The 20,123-nt window shown below is 72.9% G+C and carries 19 protein-coding genes and 1 tRNA gene; 10 read left to right on the top strand and 10 right to left on the bottom strand.

Annotation, left to right across the window (positions count from 1 at the left end):
• Positions 1–108: 108 nt before the first annotated feature.
• Entirely contained in the window at positions 109–1,851 is a 1,743-nt protein-coding gene (locus OG994_RS22585) for a metallophosphoesterase family protein (RefSeq protein ID WP_328850898.1), read from the bottom strand.
• Positions 1,852–1,996: 145 nt separating this feature from the next.
• On the opposite strand from OG994_RS22585, the gene OG994_RS22580 reads away from it, so the two are divergent.
• Positions 1,997–2,070, top strand: a tRNA-Thr gene (locus OG994_RS22580).
• 212 nt (positions 2,071–2,282) lie between these two features.
• Here the strand turns inward: OG994_RS22580 and OG994_RS22575 are convergent.
• Complete coding sequence (locus tag OG994_RS22575; protein WP_328850897.1) at positions 2,283–2,873, bottom strand: hypothetical protein; 591 nt, start codon at positions 2,871–2,873, stop codon at positions 2,283–2,285.
• A gap of 373 nt (positions 2,874–3,246) precedes the next feature.
• Between OG994_RS22575 and OG994_RS22570 the strand changes: the two genes are divergently transcribed.
• On the top strand, positions 3,247–3,744 hold the full coding sequence (locus OG994_RS22570) for a pyridoxamine 5'-phosphate oxidase family protein (protein ID WP_328850896.1): 498 nt from the start codon (positions 3,247–3,249) through the stop codon (positions 3,742–3,744).
• 99 nt (positions 3,745–3,843) lie between these two features.
• Here the strand turns inward: OG994_RS22570 and OG994_RS22565 are convergent, their stop codons facing one another.
• Entirely contained in the window at positions 3,844–4,086 is a 243-nt protein-coding gene (locus tag OG994_RS22565) for a hypothetical protein (RefSeq protein WP_328850895.1), read from the bottom strand.
• 117 nt (positions 4,087–4,203) lie between these two features.
• Between OG994_RS22565 and OG994_RS22560 the strand changes: the two genes are divergently transcribed.
• The gene (locus OG994_RS22560) at positions 4,204–4,905 is read left to right on the top strand and encodes a hypothetical protein (RefSeq protein WP_328850894.1); all 702 of its coding nucleotides are present in this window, start codon (positions 4,204–4,206) and stop codon (positions 4,903–4,905) included.
• A 70-nt stretch (positions 4,906–4,975) separates the two neighbouring features.
• Positions 4,976–5,647 carry a GNAT family N-acetyltransferase gene (locus OG994_RS22555; protein WP_328850893.1) on the top strand — a complete coding sequence of 224 codons (672 nt, stop codon included), beginning with the start codon at positions 4,976–4,978 and terminating at the stop codon, positions 5,645–5,647.
• Between the two features lie 76 nt (positions 5,648–5,723).
• Here the strand turns inward: OG994_RS22555 and OG994_RS22550 are convergent, their stop codons facing one another.
• From OG994_RS22550 to OG994_RS22540, 3 genes are all read right to left on the bottom strand, one after another.
• Positions 5,724–6,932: an MFS transporter gene (locus OG994_RS22550; protein ID WP_328853768.1), complete on the bottom strand. Its 1,209-nt coding sequence runs from the start codon at positions 6,930–6,932 to the stop codon at positions 5,724–5,726.
• A 112-nt stretch (positions 6,933–7,044) separates the two neighbouring features.
• Positions 7,045–7,770: a winged helix-turn-helix domain-containing protein gene (locus tag OG994_RS22545; RefSeq protein WP_328850892.1), complete on the bottom strand. Its 726-nt coding sequence runs from the start codon at positions 7,768–7,770 to the stop codon at positions 7,045–7,047.
• A 141-nt stretch (positions 7,771–7,911) separates the two neighbouring features.
• Entirely contained in the window at positions 7,912–8,529 is a 618-nt protein-coding gene (locus OG994_RS22540) for a pyridoxamine 5'-phosphate oxidase family protein (protein WP_328850891.1), read from the bottom strand.
• Positions 8,530–8,709: 180 nt separating this feature from the next.
• Here OG994_RS22540 and OG994_RS22535 point away from each other — a divergent pair, with 180 nt between their 5' ends.
• From OG994_RS22535 to OG994_RS22525, 3 genes are read left to right on the top strand one after another with little or no spacing between them, the layout of a single operon-like run.
• The gene (locus OG994_RS22535) at positions 8,710–9,216 is read left to right on the top strand and encodes a DUF2231 domain-containing protein (protein ID WP_328850890.1); all 507 of its coding nucleotides are present in this window, start codon (positions 8,710–8,712) and stop codon (positions 9,214–9,216) included.
• 31 nt (positions 9,217–9,247) lie between these two features.
• Positions 9,248–9,790, top strand: coding sequence for an Hsp20/alpha crystallin family protein (locus OG994_RS22530; RefSeq protein WP_120327906.1), 543 nt, complete (start codon positions 9,248–9,250; stop codon positions 9,788–9,790).
• 9 nt (positions 9,791–9,799) lie between these two features.
• A complete protein-coding gene (locus tag OG994_RS22525) occupies positions 9,800–10,903 on the top strand; it encodes a glycosyltransferase family 9 protein (RefSeq protein ID WP_328850889.1) in 1,104 nt (367 codons plus the stop codon).
• 101 nt (positions 10,904–11,004) lie between these two features.
• Here the strand turns inward: OG994_RS22525 and OG994_RS22520 are convergent, their stop codons facing one another.
• Together OG994_RS22520 and rfaE2 are read right to left on the bottom strand one after the other, a co-directional pair.
• Positions 11,005–11,883, bottom strand: a complete 879-nt coding sequence (locus OG994_RS22520; RefSeq protein WP_328850888.1) for a glycosyltransferase — start codon at positions 11,881–11,883, stop codon at positions 11,005–11,007.
• Positions 11,880–13,829, bottom strand: a complete 1,950-nt coding sequence (gene rfaE2, locus OG994_RS22515; RefSeq protein ID WP_328850887.1) for a D-glycero-beta-D-manno-heptose 1-phosphate adenylyltransferase — start codon at positions 13,827–13,829, stop codon at positions 11,880–11,882. Before rfaE2 ends, OG994_RS22520 begins: the two co-directional genes overlap by 4 nt.
• A 179-nt stretch (positions 13,830–14,008) precedes the next feature.
• Between rfaE2 and OG994_RS22510 the strand changes: the two genes are divergently transcribed.
• The gene (locus OG994_RS22510) at positions 14,009–14,557 is read left to right on the top strand and encodes a type 1 glutamine amidotransferase domain-containing protein (RefSeq protein ID WP_120327902.1); all 549 of its coding nucleotides are present in this window, start codon (positions 14,009–14,011) and stop codon (positions 14,555–14,557) included.
• Between the two features lie 175 nt (positions 14,558–14,732).
• Positions 14,733–16,409: an MDR family MFS transporter gene (locus tag OG994_RS22505; protein ID WP_240032862.1), complete on the top strand. Its 1,677-nt coding sequence runs from the start codon at positions 14,733–14,735 to the stop codon at positions 16,407–16,409.
• Between the two features lie 210 nt (positions 16,410–16,619).
• On the opposite strand, the gene OG994_RS22500 is transcribed toward OG994_RS22505, so the two are convergent.
• A complete protein-coding gene (locus OG994_RS22500) occupies positions 16,620–17,111 on the bottom strand; it encodes an NUDIX domain-containing protein (protein ID WP_120327901.1) in 492 nt (163 codons plus the stop codon).
• Between the two features lie 98 nt (positions 17,112–17,209).
• Between OG994_RS22500 and OG994_RS22495 the strand changes: the two genes are divergently transcribed.
• Positions 17,210–18,844: a fatty acid--CoA ligase gene (locus OG994_RS22495; RefSeq protein ID WP_328853767.1), complete on the top strand. Its 1,635-nt coding sequence runs from the start codon at positions 17,210–17,212 to the stop codon at positions 18,842–18,844.
• A 199-nt stretch (positions 18,845–19,043) separates the two neighbouring features.
• Here the strand turns inward: OG994_RS22495 and OG994_RS22490 are convergent, their stop codons facing one another.
• Positions 19,044–20,060, bottom strand: a complete 1,017-nt coding sequence (locus tag OG994_RS22490; protein WP_328850886.1) for an NADPH:quinone reductase — start codon at positions 20,058–20,060, stop codon at positions 19,044–19,046.
• Positions 20,061–20,123: the final 63 nt, after the last annotated feature.

Raw genomic sequence — 20,123 nt, 5'->3', positions numbered from 1 at the left:
GTTGATCATGAGGTTATCGCCCTCCGCCTCGGCGTGTCGTGGCAACAACCTCATGATCAACGGGGACTGGGCCGGGCGGGGAGGCCGGGGCCGGGCGGGGGCCAGGGGTTAGGTCAGGGTGATCGGGGGTTCGGCCAGGCGGGGGGTCAGCGGGGTCTTCGGTATCAGCCAGGAGGCGGTCGCAGTCTGATCCGGGTTGACCTGCCAGTCGCGGGCCACCCGGTCCACGGCGACCGGGTAGATCGTCAGGCTTCCGTCCGGGTCGATCCGCATCCGCAGGAACGCCTTCGAGTCCTCGATGCCCTGCCCGGCGAACAGTTCGTTCAGGTTCACCCCGAACGTGCCGGCGATCAGCAGGTACGCCGCCACCAACTGGCTCGCCACCAGCCCGCTGATCGGGCCGTACACCACCGCGGCGGCGACCACGGGCAGCGGCCACGGCCAGTCGGAGAACGGCAGCTGCAACCAGAGCCACGTTCCCGCCGCGCCCAGCGCCACCTGGGCCAACCCGTGGGTGACGCCCAGGATCCAGTGCCGGGCGTGCCGTTTGCCGCCGGCGCTCGGCGGCTTGGCGAAGAACGCGGCCCCGAGCAGCGTCACCCCGAGCATCAGCACCAGCGGCACACTGAACAGCCGCTGCTCGCTGGTGCCGGCCCGGTTTGTCGCCACGCCCGCCATGGCGAGCATCAGCAGCGTGTGCAGGGTGCCCAGCAGGGTGGTGAAGCCCGGGTTGCGCAGCGGCAGCCGGGGGAGGATCCCCCAGCCGTAGCGCCGGCTGCGGGCCGCGTCGGGGTAGCGCGCCTTCAGGTCGTACGGGCGGGAGAGGCTGGCGCGCCGCGCGAGGGTGTCCTTCGGGGGCACCTGGATCCGCTCGGGGAGCTTGTGCGTCGGGTAGAGGTAGGCGCCGCCGCTGCCGCAGGTGATGAGCTGCCGGTCCGGGCCGGCGTACCGGGCGTAGTGGTGCAGGTCGCCCGAGATCAGCAGCCGGACCTGCGCGCCCGTGGGCGCGATGATCGTACGGATGAAGTAGTCGATCGAGTCGTACGCCGTGGGGTGGTCGACGGCCTTGACCCACGTCGGCGCCGGCACCGCCAGGATCACCCGGTGCTGCGGGCCGAGCTTGCCCGCGACCGTGTCGAAGTAGGCCAGCTGGGGGTCGTCCAGGTACGAGCCGGACTGGTCGTCCAGGCCGAGCAGCCACCAGTTCCCGGGCAGCTCCACGGCGAAGTAGGAGCGGGACTGGCCGGTGCCCCAACCGCCGAAGTGCCGGTCCCGGGAGCGGACGAAGAGCCGCAGGAAGGCGGTCAGGCCGTCGTACCAGTCGTGGTTGCCGGGGACCGCGAAGAGGGTGGGACGCTCGGGCGGGGTGGCCGGCAGGGCGGCCTGGTAGGGGCCCTTGCAGCGGTCCTCGTACGCCTCGAAGGCCGCCGACGGGTAGACCTGGTCGCCGCCCATCACGAGCGTCTGCGCGCGCGGGAGGCGGTGCCCGTCGACCTCCAGCTCCGGCTGGGCGAGCAGGTACGCGACCGAGTACGTGGCGTTGAAGCCGTCGCCGAGGTCGGCCACGTAGTCCAGCCACAGCCCACCGTCCGGCCCCACCTGCCGCTCGATGCGCGCCTCGAGGGAGTTCTGCAGCTCCCGCTTGTCGAGGTACGCCCCGAAGAGCATCGCGAGCAGCGTACGGATGCCGGTGCTGACGAGCAGGAACGGCGCGAGCCACGGCACCGGCTTGCGCGGGGTGAAACCCAGCTCCAGCGGGTCGGTGCTCCGGGGGCGGCGGGCCGCCCGCTCACCGGCCGGCTCGCCGGGTCGCGCGGAGACCGGGTCGGGGTGGGGACGATCATCGGTCACCGCCGCAGCGTAGTCCCGGCCCTGTCGTTCCTGCTGTCCGGCGAACGACGGCTTGGTGTGCCCTGTCCGGTTTGTCGGCGTCGACGAGGACCCGGGGTATCGGGTTCGGCGGCGACGGGCGCGTGCCGTACACTTGGGCGTCGTTGCCGCCTTAGCTCAGTCGGTCAGAGCGACGCACTCGTAATGCGTAGGTCGTGAGTTCGATTCTCACAGGCGGCTCGGTGAAGAAGCCCAGGTCACGGACCTGGGCTTCGCCGTTTTCGCTGTCGACCACGCCGCCGCCGGCCCGTCGAGTCCTTGAATGGTCCTTGCCCCGTGCGGCGGCCGCCTCGTCAACGCGGCCGGGCTGCGCCGGCCCGGACCTGGCCTGCTGGCGACCTCCGGTCGGATTCGGCCGGGCCGGCCCGGCCGCGCTGACGGACGGCCAGAACCTAGGCGGGACTCCGCCCCGTCGCCGCAGGCGAGGCGCTACACAGTGCACCGACGCTCTCGTACCAAGTGCCCAATTCAACCGGCATGGTGACCTCGGCGGTCACCTGGTCGGGGGTCTGCACCGAGAAGCGCATCGGCAGAGCATTCGGGCTCACCATGCGGCAATCAACCGTCAGCCGGACGTCTATCCCGCCTGTGCTGCCCGGGACCAGCAACAGTGACTGGTCGCTCTCGCGTACCAGTACGCCCGTCTCCTGCGCTCCGACGAAACGAACCATGACCGGTATGGAACCGGCGTTGACCACCGTCAGCTGGGCGTCGACCTCGGCGTTCCCGCCGCGTCCGGTGCCCCCGCTGGTGGGGCCGGCCATCGCGTCGACCGCGACCCTGGCCGGTTGTGCCTGTTGTGCACGGCGTTCCTGGAATGTGGCAACACCGGCACCGCCAAGCGCCGCACCGAGAGCGAAGGCGCCGACGAGGTACAGCGCCGTACGTTGTCTCGACGGCACGCGTTCACCCGGACTCTCGTCCGATCCGGCAGGATCCCCCTCTCTCTGATCCAGGTCGATGAACCCGTGCTCTGTTGCCATGCCAGGAGCATAGGGCCGACCTGTCCCACGCCGTCCTCGTCGCCGGTCCGCGTCTGGTCCGCAAGTGGCAACGGCATCGTCTACGGGCCCCGCTGGCGGCGTAGGACACCATCATCCGAGCGACCTCGACCCCGTCGACCGTGAACTCCGCCAACGGCTTGCGCCGCAGCTCCATGCAACGCCTGACGAGAGAGGTAGCGTCCGGGCCGGGGTCCGGCCAGACGTCCCGTTCAAGCTGCTCGATCGTCGTCACGAGCGGTCAGGGAAGTCCGCTGAACCTGCGTTGTGGATGTCGAGAACGCGCGAGCGGCTCCGTCCCCGGGGTACGAGCAGCCGAACCGGCCTCGACGACATCGACGAAGGAGCGACCGCCATGCAGCAGAACGAGATCACCGCGATCCTGAACCTCCCGATCAGCCAGGAGCTCCTGTCTCGCGACCTGCTCCGCATGGCGTACGTCGCCAAGGACGGCACCCCCCGCAACATCCCGATCGCCTTCACCTGGAACGGCTCGGAGATCGTCGTCTGCACCACGAAGAACGCCCCGAAGCTGCCCGCCCTGCGGCACAACCCCGAGGTCGCGCTGACGATCGACACCGAGGTGCACCCGCCGAAGATCCTGCTCATCCGCGGTCGAGCGGCGCTGGACGTGGTGGACGGCATCCCGGAGGAGTACCTGCAGATGAACGGCAGCTACGAGATGACCCCCGAGCAGCGCGTCGAGTGGGAGGCCGAGGTCCGCTCGCTCTACGACGGCATGGTCCGGATCGTCATCACTCCGACGTGGGTCAAACTCATCGACTTCGAGACGACCCTTCCCTCCGCGGTCGAGGAGCTGGTCCGGCAGCGGGCCGAGCGTCAGCGCGCCTGAACCGCACGTGGCGGGAGGACCGGCAGCCCTCCGGCCAACTCCATCCGCCTGCGTACGACCTCGCCGTCGTCGCTGACGAATCGTGCTGGCGTACCCGGGTCACGCGGTCCGGCGGACCGTTCCACGGACGACTCGGACGGCGATCCAGACGCCGCCGCCCAGGAGGCTCAGACCGAACAGGGCCACGACCAGCTCGTAGGCCCTGGAGGCGTCGTTGAGTGGCGGCCCGTTCGGCGACATCGGATCCCACGCGCTCCACACACCGCCGAGGAACAACACCCCGACGACTGCGAGGGCGAGCGCCACCAGCAGGGACGCTGCCCGCCCGATCCACGTCAGCATCGCAACAGTATCGCCGCGGAACCCGCTTCCGTGGGGTCGGACGAATCGATCGCGGCGGTTCCGGGTCGCCACCGGCATTGACGGCTGTTGGTATAGAGGGTGCGGGGAGGGGGCGCCATGACCGAGGAGATGCAGGACCGGGCCCTGACCGTCGTGCTGGCCGACGCGGCGGCGATCCGGAGCACCATCGAACGCAAGGCGAACCACAACCAGAATGTCATCGGCCTGCATCTGACGGTCGTCGCGGCGGTGGCCGGCTTCATCCTCGCGGAGAAGGCCGACCCCCGGCTCCTGCTCCTCCTGCCGCTCATCAGCGCGGCGTTGGGTCTCAACGTCGCCTCGCAGTACCGGGACATCCGCATCGCCGGTGAGTACATCGAGCAGGTCCTGAGCCCGGCCGTCGCCCGGTACACAGGGGACAGGACGCTGTTCGGCTGGGAGACGTTCTACTGGAAGCGGAAGTACGACGGGCACCTCTCCCAGGCCCTGGCGATGGGGCTGATCTTCCCCGGCGTGTCGACGGTGGCGTTGGCCGTCACCCTGCCGAGCGTGCGGAGCACGTCCGACGTGATCGCCTGGTCGATCGGGGCGGGGATGCTGGTGCTGCTCCTCGCCTCGTGGTCGTACCGGCTCCGGGAGATGGTGCGCGCCCGGCACGGACGCTTCCTGCGCCGGCGGGCAGCACCGGCACCCGCATCTGCCCCGGCGGCCGCGCCGGAAGCAGCGGCCGTGCCGGCACCGGCACCGGCAGCCGTGCCTACGACCGCCCAGGAAGCCGCCGCCGCACCCGCGCCGGCCCCGGGAACGGCCGGGACCTGAACGCGCGCCGTGCCCGGGCGGCAGCCCGAACTCGGATGCACGACCCGGGACGCGGGCGGGAGAATGTCCCGTGCTGATCGATCACTGGCCCCTCGTGGGACTGCGCGTCCGGACCGACCGTCTCGAGCTGCGGCTTCCCACCGACGACGAGCTCGCCGAACTGGCCGACCTGGCCGCGCGCGGCGTGCACCGGCCGGACGAACGCCCCTTCCTGACGCCGTGGACGGACCTGCCGCCCCGTGAGCTGGCCAGAGGGGTGGTGCAGCGGCACTGGCGGGACCGCGGGCTGTGGACCCCGTACCAGTGGACGCTGGAGCTGGCGGTGTTCGCGCACGGGCGGCCGGTGGGCGTACAGCAGATGCGGGCGCGTGACTTCGCGGTGCTCCGCGAGGTGAAGAGCGCGTCCTGGCTGGGCCTGGAACACCAGGGGCGCGGCGTGGGGAGCGAGATGCGGGCGGCCATGCTGCATCTGGCGTTCGCGGGCCTCGACGCCGAGCACGCCGTCACCGAGTCGTTCACCGACAACCCCGCCCCGTTGGCGGTGTCCCGCAAGCTGGGCTACCGGCCGGACGGGATCAGCAGGGACGTGCTGGACGGCCAGGTGCGGGTCTCGCAGCGGCTGCGCCTGACCCGGCGGGACTGGGTGACGTCCGACCGGCCCGCGGTCACGGTCGAGGGCCTCGACGACCGCTGCCGCGAGCTGTTCGGGCTGGGCGCCCCGGCCGTACCCCCGACGGCCTGACCCCCGGCAGCCCTACCTTCGGAAGCCAGACCCCGGCAGTCGACCCGCGCGGGCCGGGCCGGCGCCGCGCGGATGGTCAGGCGCCGGCCGCCTCCGGCAGCTCGCGCAGGCGCCGGACGGGCGAGAAGAACACCCAGAACACGCCGGCCAGCGCGCCGGCCGTCGCGATCCAGAGCGCTTCACGTACGCCGAGGGCGGCGCCCAGGCCGCCGCCGATCAGCGCGCCGATGGGGCGGATGCCGTAGTTGATGGTGCGTCGGACGCCGCTGGCTCGCGCCAGCAGACGCTCCGGGGTGAGCGCGGTCTGGACCGACCCGCTCACGATGTCGAGCATCATGACGCCGACGGCGCACAGGAACTCGGCGGCGAAGAGCATCCCGAGCACCACGGGGGTCGGCCCGTCGGCCAGCGGGACGAGCAGCAGCGGCGCCGGGAAGAGCACGAAGGAGAAGACCAACGTCGGCCCGATGCCGAACCGGCGGGTGACCCGACCGGTGACGGCGGCGCCGATGAGCCCGCCCACGGCGCCCGCGCCGAGCACGGTGCCGAGCAGACCGGGCGAGAGGTGCAGGTCCCGGGTGGCGTAGAGCACGAACAGCGCGGCGAACATGAAGTTGAACAGGTTGACCGTCGTGGTGCCGAGCAGGATCGACCGCATCATCGGCGTACGGGTGATGAAGCGCAGCCCCTCGCCGATGCCCAGGCCGCCGCCGCGGGCCGGCGCCGGCTCCGTGGGGCGGATCCGGGTCAGGAAGTACGCGGACACGAGGTAGCTCACCGCGTCGGCCACCAGGGCGATCGGGGCGGTGAGCAGCTGCACCAGGAAGCCGCCGATGCTCGGCCCGGCCACCAGCGACATGGCGCGGCTGCCGTTGATCAGCGTGTTCGCCTCGACGTACGCCCGCCGGTCCACGAGGGACACGAAGAGCGGCCCCCGGGCGACCTCGAACAGCACCGCGAGGGTGCCCATCGCGAACGCCACCGCGTAGAGCTGGGGCATGGTGAGCGCGTCGAGCACGTACGCGACCGGAAGGGTGCCGAGCAGCAGCGCCCGGCCCACGTCGGCGAGGATCATGATGCGCCGCTTGTGCGGGCGCCGGTCCACCCAGGCGCCGGCCACCAGCGAGAAGAGCAGGTTGGGTGTGAGCAGCGCGGCCGTGAGGTAGCCCATCTCGGCGGGCCCCGCGCCCGCGATGAGCACGGCGAGCAGCGGCAGCGCCAGGGTCGAGATCTCGTCCCCGAAGTACGACACGGTCTGCGCCGACCAGTACCGGCGGAAGCCCACCTCGCGCAGCAGCCGGGGGAGGCGGCCACGGCGCGGTGGCGTGGTGGGGGTTGTCCCGGTCGGGGAGGGTGCGACGGTCGCCGTGGGGGCGCCGACCGAAGGGCCGGGCAGGTCAGCGCTCATCAGCGTCACTGGCCGGGTCGGCGGAGGCCGCGCCGGCCCCGCCGGTAGGGCCGGCCCCGTCGGCAGGGCCGGCGTCGTCGGTAGGGCCGGTAGGGCCGGCCCCGTCGGCAGGGCCGGTCCCGGCAGCGCCGCTAGGGTCGGTCCCGGCAATCTCGGGCGGCAGCACGGCGAGGCGCATGATGCTGACCCGGCGGGCGCCGGCGGGCCGCCGGGAGGGGTCGGTCACGCGGTCGTCGTACTCGGAGAGCACGGCGTCGATCCGCTCCTTGAGCTCGGCCATCTCCTCCGGCGTCACGTAGACGGTCCAGTCGCCGAAGCCGGTGACGGCCCGCCAGACCGCCGGCTCCTCGGGGCGCCGGGCCACGTACTCCTCGGCCCGCCGGACGTAGAGCGCGAGCTGCGCGGCGCTCAGCTCGTCGGTGGCGGCCCGCACCTGCGGGTCGTCGGAGTCGTCGTCCCAGGAGGTGGTGAGCGCGGTGGCTCGCCAGGGCCGTTCCCGGGCGTCGGCGCCGGGCGCCCGCTCGGCGAGCCCGTACTTGGCGAGCTGCCGCAGGTGGAACGAGCAGCTCGGGACGCTCTCGCCGAGCAGTTCGGCGGCGCGGGTGGCCGTCATCGGCCCCTGGTTGCGGAGCAGCCCGATGAGGGCCATCCGCAGCGGGTGCGCGTACCCCCGCAGCGCCTTCGGGTCGGTGAGCTTGAACGCGGGCAGAGCCATACGCTAAAGCTATCTTTAGAAAGATGTCTTTAGCAACCGCCCCGCCCCCGCGATCTTGCACTTCCTGCCCGGTCAAACCCGCATAAAAGCCGCGTCTTGAGGGCCAAAAGTGCAAGATCGCGGGGGTGAAGGGGGGCAGGGTCAGGTGTAGAGCTTTGTCAGGTACGTCGGGCCGTAGTGGGACTCCAGGGCTTCGAGGCTCTCCTCGGGGGCCTCCAGCTCCTTCACGAGGCGCGCCCGGGAGGGCAGCACGTCCGGCTGCCAGGTCTCCGGCTTCCACAGCTCCGAGCGCAGGAACGCCTTCGCACAGTGGTAGAAGACCTGCTCGACCTCGACCACCACGGCGAGGATCGGCCGGTGACCCTTCACGACCATGTCGTCGAACCACGGCGCGTCCCGCACCAGGCGTGCCCGACCGTTGACGCGCAGCGTGTCGGTCCGCCCGGGAATCAGGAAGATCAGCCCGACGTGCGGGTTCTCCAGGATGTTCCGGTAGCCATCCGCCCGCCGGTTGCCGGGGCGCTCCGGCAGGGCGATCGTCCGGTCGTCGAGTACGAGCGCGAAGCCCGCCGGGTCGCCCTTGGGCGACACGTCGCAGCTGCCGTCCGCGCCCGACGTGGCCACCAGGCAGAACGGTGAGGCGGCCAACCACTGCCGGTCCCGCTCGTGCAGCCGCGTACGTTCCTTCGCGATCGCCCGCGGGACCGGCTCCCCCAACAGCTCGCGCAGTTCCTCCGGTGAGGTGATCTCCACGGTCACGTGATCCTCCTGGGCCTCGGCCTGGTCGCGCCGACGCCGCTGTCGGCCGTGGGTCGTGCCGCCGCCGCGCGGCGACCCGCTCCGCCAGCCTAGGCGAGCGCCGACAGGCGAGGTTTGCCCGGCGGGGCCCCGGGTACCGCCCCCAACACGACGCGCAGACCAGACCAGTGGAGGCCGGAGATGGAGAGCCGACTCAAGGTGCTGGGCCATCCCGTCCATCCGATGCTGGTGATGTTCCCGATCGGCCTGCTGGTCACCGCCGTCATCTTCGACGTGATCGACGCCCTCGGCGGGCCCGACTTCCTCGGCGAGGTCGCGTACTGGAACATCACCGTCGGCCTGATCGGTGGCCTGCTCGCGGCGATGGCGGGCGCGTTCGACCTGCTGGCCATCCCGACCGGCACCCGCGCCAAGCGGGTGGCGCTCAGCCACGCGGCGGCGAACCTGGCGGTGATCCTGCTCTTCGCCGCCATCTGGGTCGTACGCCTCAACGCCGAGTCCCGGGCGGCCGGTGGCGCGCTGATCGCCATCGAGGTGGTCGCGGTGGCCATCCTCGGGGTCAGCGCCTGGCTCGGCGGCGAACTGGTCGACCGGCTGGGCGTGGGCGTGGACGCCGAGGCCGGCCTGGACGCGCCCAGCTCGCTGCGGCCTCCCGCGGCCACGCAGCGGATCGGAGAGGCGCGATGAGCGGGAGCGGCGAGCGACGGGAGGCGGCGGCATGAGCGAACAGGGCGGCGGCGGGTTCGGACGCTGGCGCGGCCGGCAGCAGGGCTGGGACCCGATGGGGGAGCTCCAGTCCCTGCGTACGGAGCTGCGCCGGCTCGTCGGCGGCCGGTCCGGGCCGCCGGAGGTGGAGCTGTCGGAGACCGCGGACGGCTGGGAGGTCGTCGTCCGCCTGCCCGGCGTGGCGCCCGAGGAGGTGGCGGTCGAGCTGGACGACCGGGAACTCTGCGTACGGGCCCGCTCGGAGGCCGAGGTCAACGCCGACCAGGGCATCCCGGGCGGCTTCGAGACCCGGGGCTTCGAGTACCGGGTGGACCTGCCGTCGCGGGTGGACCCGGACGCCATCGACGCGGTGATGGACCACGGCCTGCTCCGCGTACGGCTGCCGCGCGCCGCCCGGCCCGCGCCGCGCACCATCACCGTGGGCCGCGCCGGCCCGCGACCCCTCGGCGGTCGTACGCCGACGCCGGGCGACCCGGCCGCCGACCGGGAGCTGCACCGCCCGGACACGGCGACCGGCGAGATCGACCGGCCGTAGCGGGACCGCGTGGTCGCCCCGTCCCTGCTCGGCCCGGCCGCCGAGCGCGTACCCGACGTCGAACGGATCGCCGTGCTGCGCGCCAACGCGCTCGGCGACTTCATCTTCGTGCTGCCGGCGCTGGACGCGCTGCGGGCCGCGTACCCCGAGGCGGAGATCGTGCTGCTCGGCGCGCCGTGGCACGCGAAGCTCTGGCGCGACCGGCCCGGCCCGGTCGACCGGGTGCTGGTGGTGCCGCCGGCGGACGGCATCCGCTACCCGGAGCCGGACGAGGAGCCGGCCGCGATGGACGACTTCCTGGCCACGGCCCGGACGAAACGCTTCGACCTGGCGTTGCAGCTGCACGGCGGCGGCGCGAACTCCAACCCGTTGGTCGCCGCACTCGGCGCCCGCGTGACGGCCGGGCTGCGGGCCGAGAACGCGCCGCCGCTGGACCGCTGGATCCGGTACGTCTACTACCAGCACGAGGTGATCCGCTACCTGGAGGTGGCGGCGCTGGTGGGCGCCCCGGCCACCACGATCGTGCCCACGCTCGCCGTCACCGCATCCGACCGGGCCGAGGCGGAGCGGGTGCTCGGCCCGGCGCGGCGGCCCCGGGTGGCGTTGCACCCCGGCGCGACGGACACGCGGCGGCGCTGGCCCGCCGAGCGGTTCGGGGAGGTCGCCCGCGAGCTGACCGGCGACGGGTACGAGGTGCTGGTCACCGGCACGTCCTCGGAGCGGGAGGTGGTGGACCGGGTGGTCGAGGCGGCCGGCGTGCCGCTGCGGCCCCAGGTCGGCACGCTCAGCCTCGGCGGGCTGGCCGGCTGCTACGCCGACTGCGCGCTGGTGATCTCCAACGACACCGGGCCGCTGCACCTGGCCGCGGCCGTCGGCGCCCCGACCGTCGGCATCTTCTGGGTCGGCAACTTCATCAACACCGCGAACCCGCTGCGCGGCCGGCACCGGCCAATCAGCTCGTGGACCGTGCACTGCCCGGTCTGCGGGGTGGACTGCACGCCCGGCATCTACCCGCACCGCCCCGGCGACGGCGAATGCCCGCACCGGGACTCGTTCGTCACCGACGTGCCGGTGGCCGAGGTGCTGGAAGCCGCCCGCGAGCTGTTGACCTGAGACTCCGACCGGGCCGCGTGGCTCAGGCCGTGCCGCGTGGCTCAGGCCGTGCCGCGTGGCTCAGGCCGCGCCGCCAGGCTGACGACCGCGCCGCGCCCGGCTCAGGCCGGCTGCGCGGCGTCCTCGTCGGCGAGCACGACCTCCCACGCCTCCACGTCCCGGTCGGTGACGGTGGTCGGCGACTCCAGGTGGTACGCCCCGCTGGGCAGCACCCCCGCGCCGCCGTGGCGCTCCAGCACGGCGAGCTGGGCGGCGACGTCCTCGCCCTGGTGCTTCTCCTGCACGCGGCGCCAGAAGTCGAAGCCGCCCGAGTCGACGAGCTTCTCCCGGTCGTAGAGGACACAGCCGCCGATCCAGGAGACCTTGTACGCCCGCCACGCGCCCGGTGGCAGCGCCAGCTTCTGCGTGACGTGCAGCAGGTTCGCCGCCGGATGGATCTGCGCGCGGTCCCATTCCGGGGTGCCCGGCCGGACCCGCTCGGGCACCGGTCGGCCCTGCCACTCCTCGTAGTGGACGTGGCTCTCCGGCCGGACGTCGTCGACGTACGACAGGCCGTGCACGGCGTTGCCCACGAACCCGCAGCCCAGCTCGGTCAGGGCCGTCACGAGCCGGTGCAGCGCACCGGGCTCCAGCCAGACGTCGTCGTCGAGGCAGAGCACGTACCGGGCCGCCGAGGTGGCGAGCAGGTACGCCCGGTGCTCGGCGAGCCCCCGGCGCGGCAACCGGCGGGTGAGCAGCACCGGATGCCCGCGGTGGCGCAGCGCCCGGACCATGGTGGCGGCGGCCGGGTGGGCGAACGCCGGTTCGCCGTCGGACTGGTCGCTGACCACCACCCCGAAACCGGGCACCCCCTCCTGGGCGGCGAGCCCGGAGAGGGTGACCGCCAGCTCGGCGGGCCGGTTGCGGGTGGGGATCAGCACGTCGACCAGCCGGTCGGCGCGGAAGCGCTCCGGGGTTCCCGGGTCCAGCGGCCGGTTCACGACGGCTTGCTGGAGAACGACGGGTCGGAGTCCCGCTCCTGGCCGTGCGCCCGGATCCGGTCGATGATCCGCGACGTGGAGCGGTCCGGCACGTACCCGAGGGTCCGGACCTGCCCGCCCAGCCGGCGCACCAGCGGCGCCTCCGGCACCATCTCCGGCGGGTAGTCGCCGCCCTTGACGTAGACGTCGGGGCGTACGGCCCGGATCAGCTCGGCCGGCGAGTCCTCCTCGAAGACCACCACGTGGTCCACGTAGGAGAGCGCGCCGAGCAGCGCGGCCCGGTCCTCCACCGGGTTCACCGGGCGGTCCGGTCCCTTGAGCCGGCGTACGCTCTCGTCCGAGTTGACCGCCACGATGAGCAGGTCGCCGAGGGTGCGGGCCTGCTCCAGGTACCGCACGTGACCCCGGTGCAGCACGTCGAAGCAGCCGTTGGTGAAGACCACCGCGCGTCCGGCGCGCCGGTGCTCGGCCACGATGGCGGCCAGCTCCGCCGCGTCGACGAGCACCGGATGCTCGCCGTCCCGGTGCGGCCGGTCCAGGGCCGCCAGCAGGTCCTCCCGCCGACAGACGCAGGTTCCGGTGTCCGAGACGGTGATGGTGGCGGTGAGCTGGGCCAGTTGGGCGGCCGTCGACAGCGGCGCGTCGGCCGCGAGGGCCAGCGTCATGGCGGCCAGGTACGCGTCCCCCGCACCGACCGCGTGGCTGGCCGGTACCGGTGTGCTGTGGCTGCGCCGGCGCTCGCCGTCGGCGCCGCCGACGACGGCGCCCTCGGTGTCGAGGGTCACGGCCACCACGTCCGCGCCGGTGTGGACGTGCAGCTCCGCCAGGCGCGACTCGGCCACCTTCGCCCGGTCGACGGCCTCGCCGTCGGCCGCGCTCACCGTCAGGCCGGTGGCGGCCACGCTCAGCCCGTCACCGGTCAGCGCCACCCGGTCGGGCGCCGCCTCGCCGGTCGGGCCGGTCCGGTCGAGCCGCGCCGCCGTGGCGCTGCCGTCGAGGCCTGCGGTCCCGTGGCCGTTCAGGCCGGCGGTCGCGTGGCCGTCGAGGCCGGTCGGGGTCGCGTGGCCGTCGGGGTTGGCGGTCGCGTGGTCGATCGGGTCGCCCGCCCGGTGCGTCGCTCCGGGGCCCTGCACGCTGTGGGCACGGGGAGCGCGGTCGCCGGGGGCGGCGCCCACGGACAGTTCGGACGGCCCGTCGGCCGGATCGCCGTCGGGATGGTCCAGGTGCAGGTCGGGGCCGGTCGTACGACGGGCGGAGCCGGACGCGCGGGCCAGCAGCCGGGTAGCCTCGGCGAAGCTCGGGGTCACCACGGTCGGGGCGAGGCCACGCCAGTCGGCGAGGTCGTGCGCGTCCAGGGCCACGGTCGCGTAGCGCTCGCGGTTGGCGACCAGCCACGCGCGTACCGGCTCGGGCAGCGCGCCGAGGCCGTAGTCGCAGACCACGAGCGTGGGCCGTTCGCCGCCGGCCGCGGCGCGCAACTCCTCCGTGGCGCAGTCCAGGGCGGTGAGCAGCCGCTGCACCCCGTCCGGGTCGAGCGGGTCGTCCGGTTCGCCGGAGTCCTCCCGGAGCAGGATCTGGTTGCCGGCGAGCATCCGCCGCTTCACCGGCGTGGGGCGCGCGGGCTGGTTGACCGTACGGTCCCACACGCCGGCGCGGTCCAGGCAGTCGTGGAGTTCGTCGCCGGCCACGTCGGCGCCGACCGGGGCCACCAGGACGGCCCGGCCGCCGAGGGCCGCGACGTTGACGGCGGTGTTCGCCGCGCCGCCCGCCGCGGAGATCCGCCGGCGGAGGGTGAGTACCGGTGCGGGCGCCTCCCGGCAGAGCCGGTCGGATTCCGCGAACCGCCACTCGTCGAGCATGGCGTCACCGATCACGAGGACCGGGCGGCCCTGCCAGCTCTCCACGACGCCGGCGAGCCGCCGCTGTTCCGCTGCTGCTCCTGCCATGCCTTCCGGGATCCCCCCGGCCCGATGGGTCAAACATGGCGGCCGTCCGGCCCCCGTCGGTCCGCTCGGTCCTCTCCGCTCGCCGGTCGCGCAGGTGGTCGGTGTCACGTCGGGGTGCGTTTCGCCCGGTCCGTCCCGGGCACGATCCAGACGTACCCCCGGAGAGGAGATGCATCGAGATGGCAACGACACTTCAGGGCAAGCGGATCGCCTTCCTCGCCGCCGACGGCGTGGAGGAGGTCGAGTACGTCCAGCCGCGCGAGGCGGTGGAGAAGGCCGGCGCCACGGCCGAGCTGGTCTCGCTCAAGCCGGGCACCATCCGGGCCTTCAACCACCTCGACCCCTCCAAGCCGTACGACGTCGACGTGACCGTCGCCGAGGCGGACGCCGGCCGGTACGACGGCCTGGTGCTGCCGGGCGGTGTGGCGAACCCCGACTTCCTGCGTACGGACCCGGACGCGGTCCGTTTCGTCCGGGCGTTCTTCGACGCCGGCAAGCCGGTCGGGGTGATCTGCCACGGTCCGTGGACGCTGGTCGAGGCGGACGTGGTGCGCGGGCGCCGGATCACCTCCTGGCCGAGCCTGCGCACCGACCTCGTGAACGCGGGCGCCACCTGGGTGGACGAGCCCTGCGTCACCGACAACGGTCTGGTGAGCAGCCGCAAGCCGGACGACCTCCCGGCCTTCTGCGCCAAGATCGTCGAAGAGTTCGCCGAAGGCCCCCACTGACCCACCCCCCCCGGCCCCCCGGCCCCCGCCCGACCCCGGTGATCATGAGGTTAGCGGCGAGTTCGATCTCCCAGAGCCCCGCCAACCTCATGATCACCGGGGAGGGCGAGGGCCGGGGTGCGAGGAGTTTGGGCGGGGCGAGCATGGCTGCCCGTGCGTGGGGGAAGAAGGGCGGGTGACCACGGAGACGCATGCCGCACCGGTACTGAACAGCCGGCAGATCCGCCTGCTCATGCTCGGCCTGATGACGGGCATGCTGCTGGCGGCACTGGACCAGACCATCGTCGGTACCGCCCTGCCGACCATCGTCGGCGAGCTGGGCGGCATCAACCACTACTCGTGGGTGGTGACGGCGTACCTGCTCGCCTCGACCGCGTCGACCCCGCTGTACGGCAAGATGGCCGACCTGTTCGGGCGGCGTCCGGTCTTCCTGTTCTCGATCGGCACGTTCCTGCTCGGGTCGTTGCTGGCCGGGCTGTCCCAGAACATGACCCAGCTGATCATCACGCGGGGCATCCAGGGTCTGGGCGCCGGTGGCCTCATGACGCTCGCGTTCACGATCATCTCGGACGTGGTGTCGCCGCGAGACCGCGGTCGCTACCAGGGTCTCTTCGGCGCGGTCTTCGGCATCTCGTCGGTGGCCGGCCCGCTGGTCGGTGGGTACTTCGCGGAGACCAACTGGCGGTGGATCTTCTACATCAACGTCCCGTTGGCGTTGCTGGCCATCGTGGTCTGCTACCACGTCATGCGGCTGGTGCCGTTCCAGCGCCGTAAGCACGCCATCGACTGGCTCGGCGCGGCGCTGCTGGTGGCCGGGGTGAGCAGCCTGCTGCTGGCGCTCAGCTGGGGCGGCAACGAGTTCGCCTGGGGGTCCGGCGTGATCCTCGGCCTCTTCGCGGCCGGCGCCGTGCTGGGTGTGCTGTTCCTGCTCCAGGAGGCCCGGGTCGCCGAGCCCATCCTGCCGCTGCGGCTGTTCCGCAACCGCACGTTCGCCCTGGCCAACGGCGCGGGGTTCGTGCTCGGTCTGGTGATGTTCGGGTCGATCATCTTCATCCCGCTCTACCTCCAGATCGTCAAGGGCGCCTCGCCCACCCAGAGCGGTCTGCTCATGCTGCCGATGATGGCCGGCATCATCGTGACCTCGGTCCTCACCGGCCGGGCGATGAGCCGGATCGGCCGGTACAAGTGGTTCCCGGTGATCGGCTCGGCCGTCCTGCTCGCCGGGATGCTGCTCTTCACCCAGTTGCACGTCGACAGCTCGCTCTGGACGGCGTTCGGGTTCATGGTGGTCATCGGCGTGGGGCTGGGCCTCTGCATGCAGTCGCTGATCCTCGCCGTGCAGAACGCCGTCTCGATGCGGGACCTGGGCGCCGGCACGTCCTCGGCGACGTTCTTCCGGTCGCTCGGCGGTTCGTTCGGGGTGGCCATCCTCGGCGCGGTGCTCTCCTCGCGCCTCGCCACCGAGCTGTCCAGCCGGCTGCCCGGCGCGATCGCCCAGCTCCCGCCGGCCGAGCAGGCGGCCGTCCGTGCCAGCGGCGGCGCGAACATCTCGATCAACGACCCGGCCACCATCCTGGCCCTGCCGGGCCCGGTCCGCGCGGCCATCCAGAGTTCGTTCGTGGAGGGCCTGCACATGGTCTTCCTGACCGCCGGGCTCATCGCCATCGCCGCGGTGCTGGTCACCCTCGCCATGCCGAACGCGCAGCTGCGGGGCACCGGACCGCAGGGTGCCACCGGCGGCGCGGACCCGCTGGGTGGCAAGGCGGCGGCCCCGGGCGGCAAGCCGCTCACGCGGGAGTCGAAGGACGAGGCCGCCGCCGAGATGGAGGCGAAGTCCCAGACGATGCTCTGACCGCGCCCGGGCCGGGCCGGCCTCGCCCGCCGGGACGGAGGCCGGCCGTACCCGGCCCGGGCGATCGGTCGGCCTCCGCCCCGGCCCGCCCGGGCGATCGGTCGGCCTCCGCCCCGGCCCGCCCGGGCGATCTGTCGGCCGCCCCCGGTTGAACGGCGGGGCGTGCCACAGCCGGCCGCTCAGCCACGCCCCGTCGCGCGGGCGGAGGGCTCACTTCAGGATGAGCCGGTTCGTCTGTTCGAAGACGTCGAGGTCGGCCAGGGTCTCGGGCACCGAGGGGGAGAGCGGCCCCGGGAACTGGTCGCGGTGGAAGAAGCCGGCGTCGGTGGTCTCGTCGGTCACCCGGGAAAGCGTCCCGTCCCACTCCTCGACCCGGAAGGCCGTCGTGAAGATCTGGTACGTGTGCCCGTACATGTTGGTGTGCGTGCGGTCCGGGCCGGTGTAGAGGGCGAAGGCGCTCACCCGCAGCGCCCGCAGCCCGGTCTCCTCGCGTACCTCGCGGACTGCGCAGTCGGCGATCGACTCGCCCAGCTCCATGGCGCCGGCGGGCATCGCCCACTGGCCGTTGTCCGACCGGCGGATCAGCAGGACGCGCCCCGCGTTGTCACGCACCACCGCGCGGGCACCGACGAACATCAGCGTCCGGTCCCCGGCCAGCGCGCGCAGTTGCCCCACGTACGAATCGGCCCAGGAGATGCTCACCCGGACAATCTACGAGGCACGGCCCGGGGCGACGGGGTTTCCGGGGTTCCCAAGGTGTGACCGGCGCCACTAGCTTGTCACCCATGCGGAGCACGATGATGGACGCCCCTCTCCAGGTCTCCCGGATCCTCGATCACGGCTCCACCGTGCACGGCACCGCCGAGGTGGTCACGTGGACCGGCGCGGAACCGCGCCGGATGTCGTACGCCGAGGTCGGCCGGGCCGCCGCGAGGCTGGCCCACGGGTTGCGCGCCGAGTGCGGCGTGACCGGCGACGAGCGGGTGGCCACGTTCATGTGGAACAACAACGAGCACCTGGTCGCGTACTTCGCGGTGCCCAGCATGGGCGCTGTGCTGCACACCCTGAACATCCGCCTCTTCCCGGACCAGGTCGCCTACATCGCCAACCACGCCGAGGACCGGGTGGTGCTGGTCGACACCACGCTGATCCCGCTGCTGGCGCGGGCGATCGGGGCGATGACGACGGTCCGGCACGTGGTGGTGGTCGGCGGTGGCGATCCCGCCCCGCTGGTGGACGCGGCCGGCGACCGGATCACCGTGCACCGTTGGGACGACCTGGTCGCGGGCCGGCCCGAGACGTACGACTGGCCGCAGGTGGACGAGCGGGACGCCGCCGCGCTCTGCTACACCTCGGGGACGACGGGCAACCCGAAGGGCGTCGCGTACTCGCACCGCTCGATCTACCTGCACTCCCTCCAGGTGTGCATGCCGGAGGGCTTCGGGCTCGGCCCCGGCGACCGGGAGTTGGCCATCGTGCCGATGTTCCACGCGATGTCCTGGGGGCTGCCGTACGCGGCCTTCATCTCCGGCGCCTCGCTGATCATGCCGGACCGCTTCCTCCAGGCCGCGCCGATCGCCGAGATGATCGCCGCCGAGCGGCCCACCCTGGCGGGCGCGGTGCCGACCATCTGGACCGACCTGCTGGCCTACCTGGACGGTCACGAGGTGGACACCTCCTCGCTGAAGGAGGTCATCGTGGGCGGCTCGGCCTGCCCGCCGGCGCTCATGCACGCGTTCGCCGAGCGGCACGGCATCGAGGTCATCCACGCCTGGGGGATGACGGAGATGTCGCCGCTGGGGTCGGTGTCCCGGCCGCCGGCCGGGCTGACGGCCGAGGAGGCGTGGCGTTACCGCTACACGCAGGGCCGGGTGCCGGCCGGTGTGGAGGCGCGCATCGTCGGGCCGGCGGGGGAGCCGCTGCCCGCCGACGGCACGTCCGTGGGGGAACTCGAGGTCCGCGGGCCGTGGGTGACCGCACGGTACGTGGGCGACGAGACGCCGGACGAGGATAAGTTCCGCGACGGCTGGCTGCGTACGGGCGACGTGGGGACGCTCTCACCGGACGGTTTCATCACGCTCACCGACCGGGCGAAGGACGTCATCAAGTCCGGCGGTGAGTGGATCTCGTCGGTGGAGCTGGAGAACGCCCTGATGGCGCACCCGGCCGTGCTGGAGGCCTGTGTGGTCGGTGTGCCGGACGAGCGCTGGGACGAGCGGCCGCTGGCGACGGTCGTGGTCCGCGAGGGCGCCTCGGTGACCGTCGAGGAGCTGCGGGACTTCCTGTCCGCCTCGGTGGCCCGCTGGCAGCTGCCGGAGCGGTGGGCCTTCATCGACGCGGTGCCGAAGACGAGCGTCGGCAAGTTCGACAAGAAGGTCGTCCGTTCGCGGTACGCGGAGGGAAAACTCACCGTGCGAGAGCTGACCGCCCCGTAACGTTTCCCCGCGGGCTGACGCCTGTACGGGTAGGAGAGCTCCTCCCGAGACCTACCTCCCCGAGGGCGGCCCCGGCGTTCGCACCGCGCCGGGGCCGCCCCTTCTCTGCGGGGCGACCCGCACGACCATTATTGCGAAAGTTGTTCGCCTCTGTCCCGATGACGGCGAAATCTCCTGGTGGGATCCGCTGCGCCCGGCGTCACCCTTCGCTCGTGGTGATCAGCACCTTGCCGACCACCCCGTTCTCCACCGCCTGGTGGGCGGCGGCGGTCGCGGTGAGCGGGTGGTGGTGCAGCGGCAGCCCCGCCTCCTCGCCCACCCGGACGGCGCCCTGGGCGACCGCCGCGGACACGTCCACGATGGCCTGCGCCTTGGCGGCCTTCGGCTCCGTGTAGACGAGCACGAACTGCCACCGGGCGTTCGGCATCATCGACGGCCGGACGGGGATCGTGACGTCGCTGCCGCCCTCGTCGGCGTAGACGCAGACCGCGCCACCGTTGTGCAGGATCTGCGCGTCGACGGCCGCGTTGGCGGCCGGGGCCACCTCGACGATCGTGTGCACCCCGTCGGGCGCGATCTTGCGGACCTCCTCGACCACGTCCTGTTCCCGGTAGTTGATGACGTAGGAGGCGCCCGCGGCCGCCGCGAGCTGCGCCTTCTCCGCACTGCTCACCGTGGCGACCACGCAGGCGTCCGCCCAGCGGGCGAGCTGGATCGCCGCGTTGCCGACGGCGCCCGCCCCGCCCTGGACCAGCACGGTGTGGTCGCTCAGCGCGCCGGCGTGCAGCCGCTCGGGCATGTACTCGCCGGCCGTGAGGCAGCGGTGCGCGGTGAGGAACGGAATGCCGAGGCAGGCGCCCAGGTCGAACGAGGCGCTGCCGAGGCTCACCGCGTGCCGCACCGGCACCACCGTGTACTCGGTTGCGGTGCCCCACGGCCGCTGCCAGGCGGCCTCCCACAGCCAGACCCGCTCGCCGATGAGGATCTGGTCGACGCCCTCGCCGACCGCCTCGATGACGCCGGCCCCGTCCTGCCCCGGGATCTGCCATCCCTCGGGCGGCATCGGCCAGAGCCGCCGCGCCTTCCAGTCGGTGGGGTTCACACCGGACACGGCCAGCCGGACCAGCACCTCGCCGGGCCCCGGCTCGGGCACCGGCCGCTCGACCAGCTGGAGCACGGACGGGTCACCGGTCCGCTCGTACACGATCGCCTTCATCGATGTCTCCTCCCGGTGTCCCCGTCCGCCCTACCCGGGCGCCCACCGATCATTCCGGCCGCC

Origin of the sequence: Micromonospora globbae, assembly GCF_036184225.1 — a bacterium.
Lineage (GTDB): Bacteria > Actinomycetota > Actinomycetes > Mycobacteriales > Micromonosporaceae > Micromonospora > Micromonospora globbae.
This window is presented reverse-complemented; position numbering and strand designations above follow the sequence as displayed.

Coding starts and splice junctions, on each gene's coding strand:
- OG994_RS22575 (WP_328850897.1), bottom strand. CDS start 2,873: ATGGCAACAGAGCACGGGTTCATCGACCTGGATCAGAGAGAGGGGGAT.
- OG994_RS22570 (WP_328850896.1), top strand. CDS start 3,247: ATGCAGCAGAACGAGATCACCGCGATCCTGAACCTCCCGATCAGCCAG.
- OG994_RS22565 (WP_328850895.1), bottom strand. CDS start 4,086: ATGCTGACGTGGATCGGGCGGGCAGCGTCCCTGCTGGTGGCGCTCGCC.
- OG994_RS22560 (WP_328850894.1), top strand. CDS start 4,204: ATGACCGAGGAGATGCAGGACCGGGCCCTGACCGTCGTGCTGGCCGAC.
- OG994_RS22545 (WP_328850892.1), bottom strand. CDS start 7,770: ATGGCTCTGCCCGCGTTCAAGCTCACCGACCCGAAGGCGCTGCGGGGG.
- OG994_RS22535 (WP_328850890.1), top strand. CDS start 8,710: ATGGAGAGCCGACTCAAGGTGCTGGGCCATCCCGTCCATCCGATGCTG.
- OG994_RS22530 (WP_120327906.1), top strand. CDS start 9,248: ATGAGCGAACAGGGCGGCGGCGGGTTCGGACGCTGGCGCGGCCGGCAG.
- rfaE2 (WP_328850887.1), bottom strand. CDS start 13,829: ATGGCAGGAGCAGCAGCGGAACAGCGGCGGCTCGCCGGCGTCGTGGAG.
- OG994_RS22510 (WP_120327902.1), top strand. CDS start 14,009: ATGGCAACGACACTTCAGGGCAAGCGGATCGCCTTCCTCGCCGCCGAC.
- OG994_RS22495 (WP_328853767.1), top strand. CDS start 17,210: ATGGACGCCCCTCTCCAGGTCTCCCGGATCCTCGATCACGGCTCCACC.
- OG994_RS22490 (WP_328850886.1), bottom strand. CDS start 20,060: ATGAAGGCGATCGTGTACGAGCGGACCGGTGACCCGTCCGTGCTCCAG.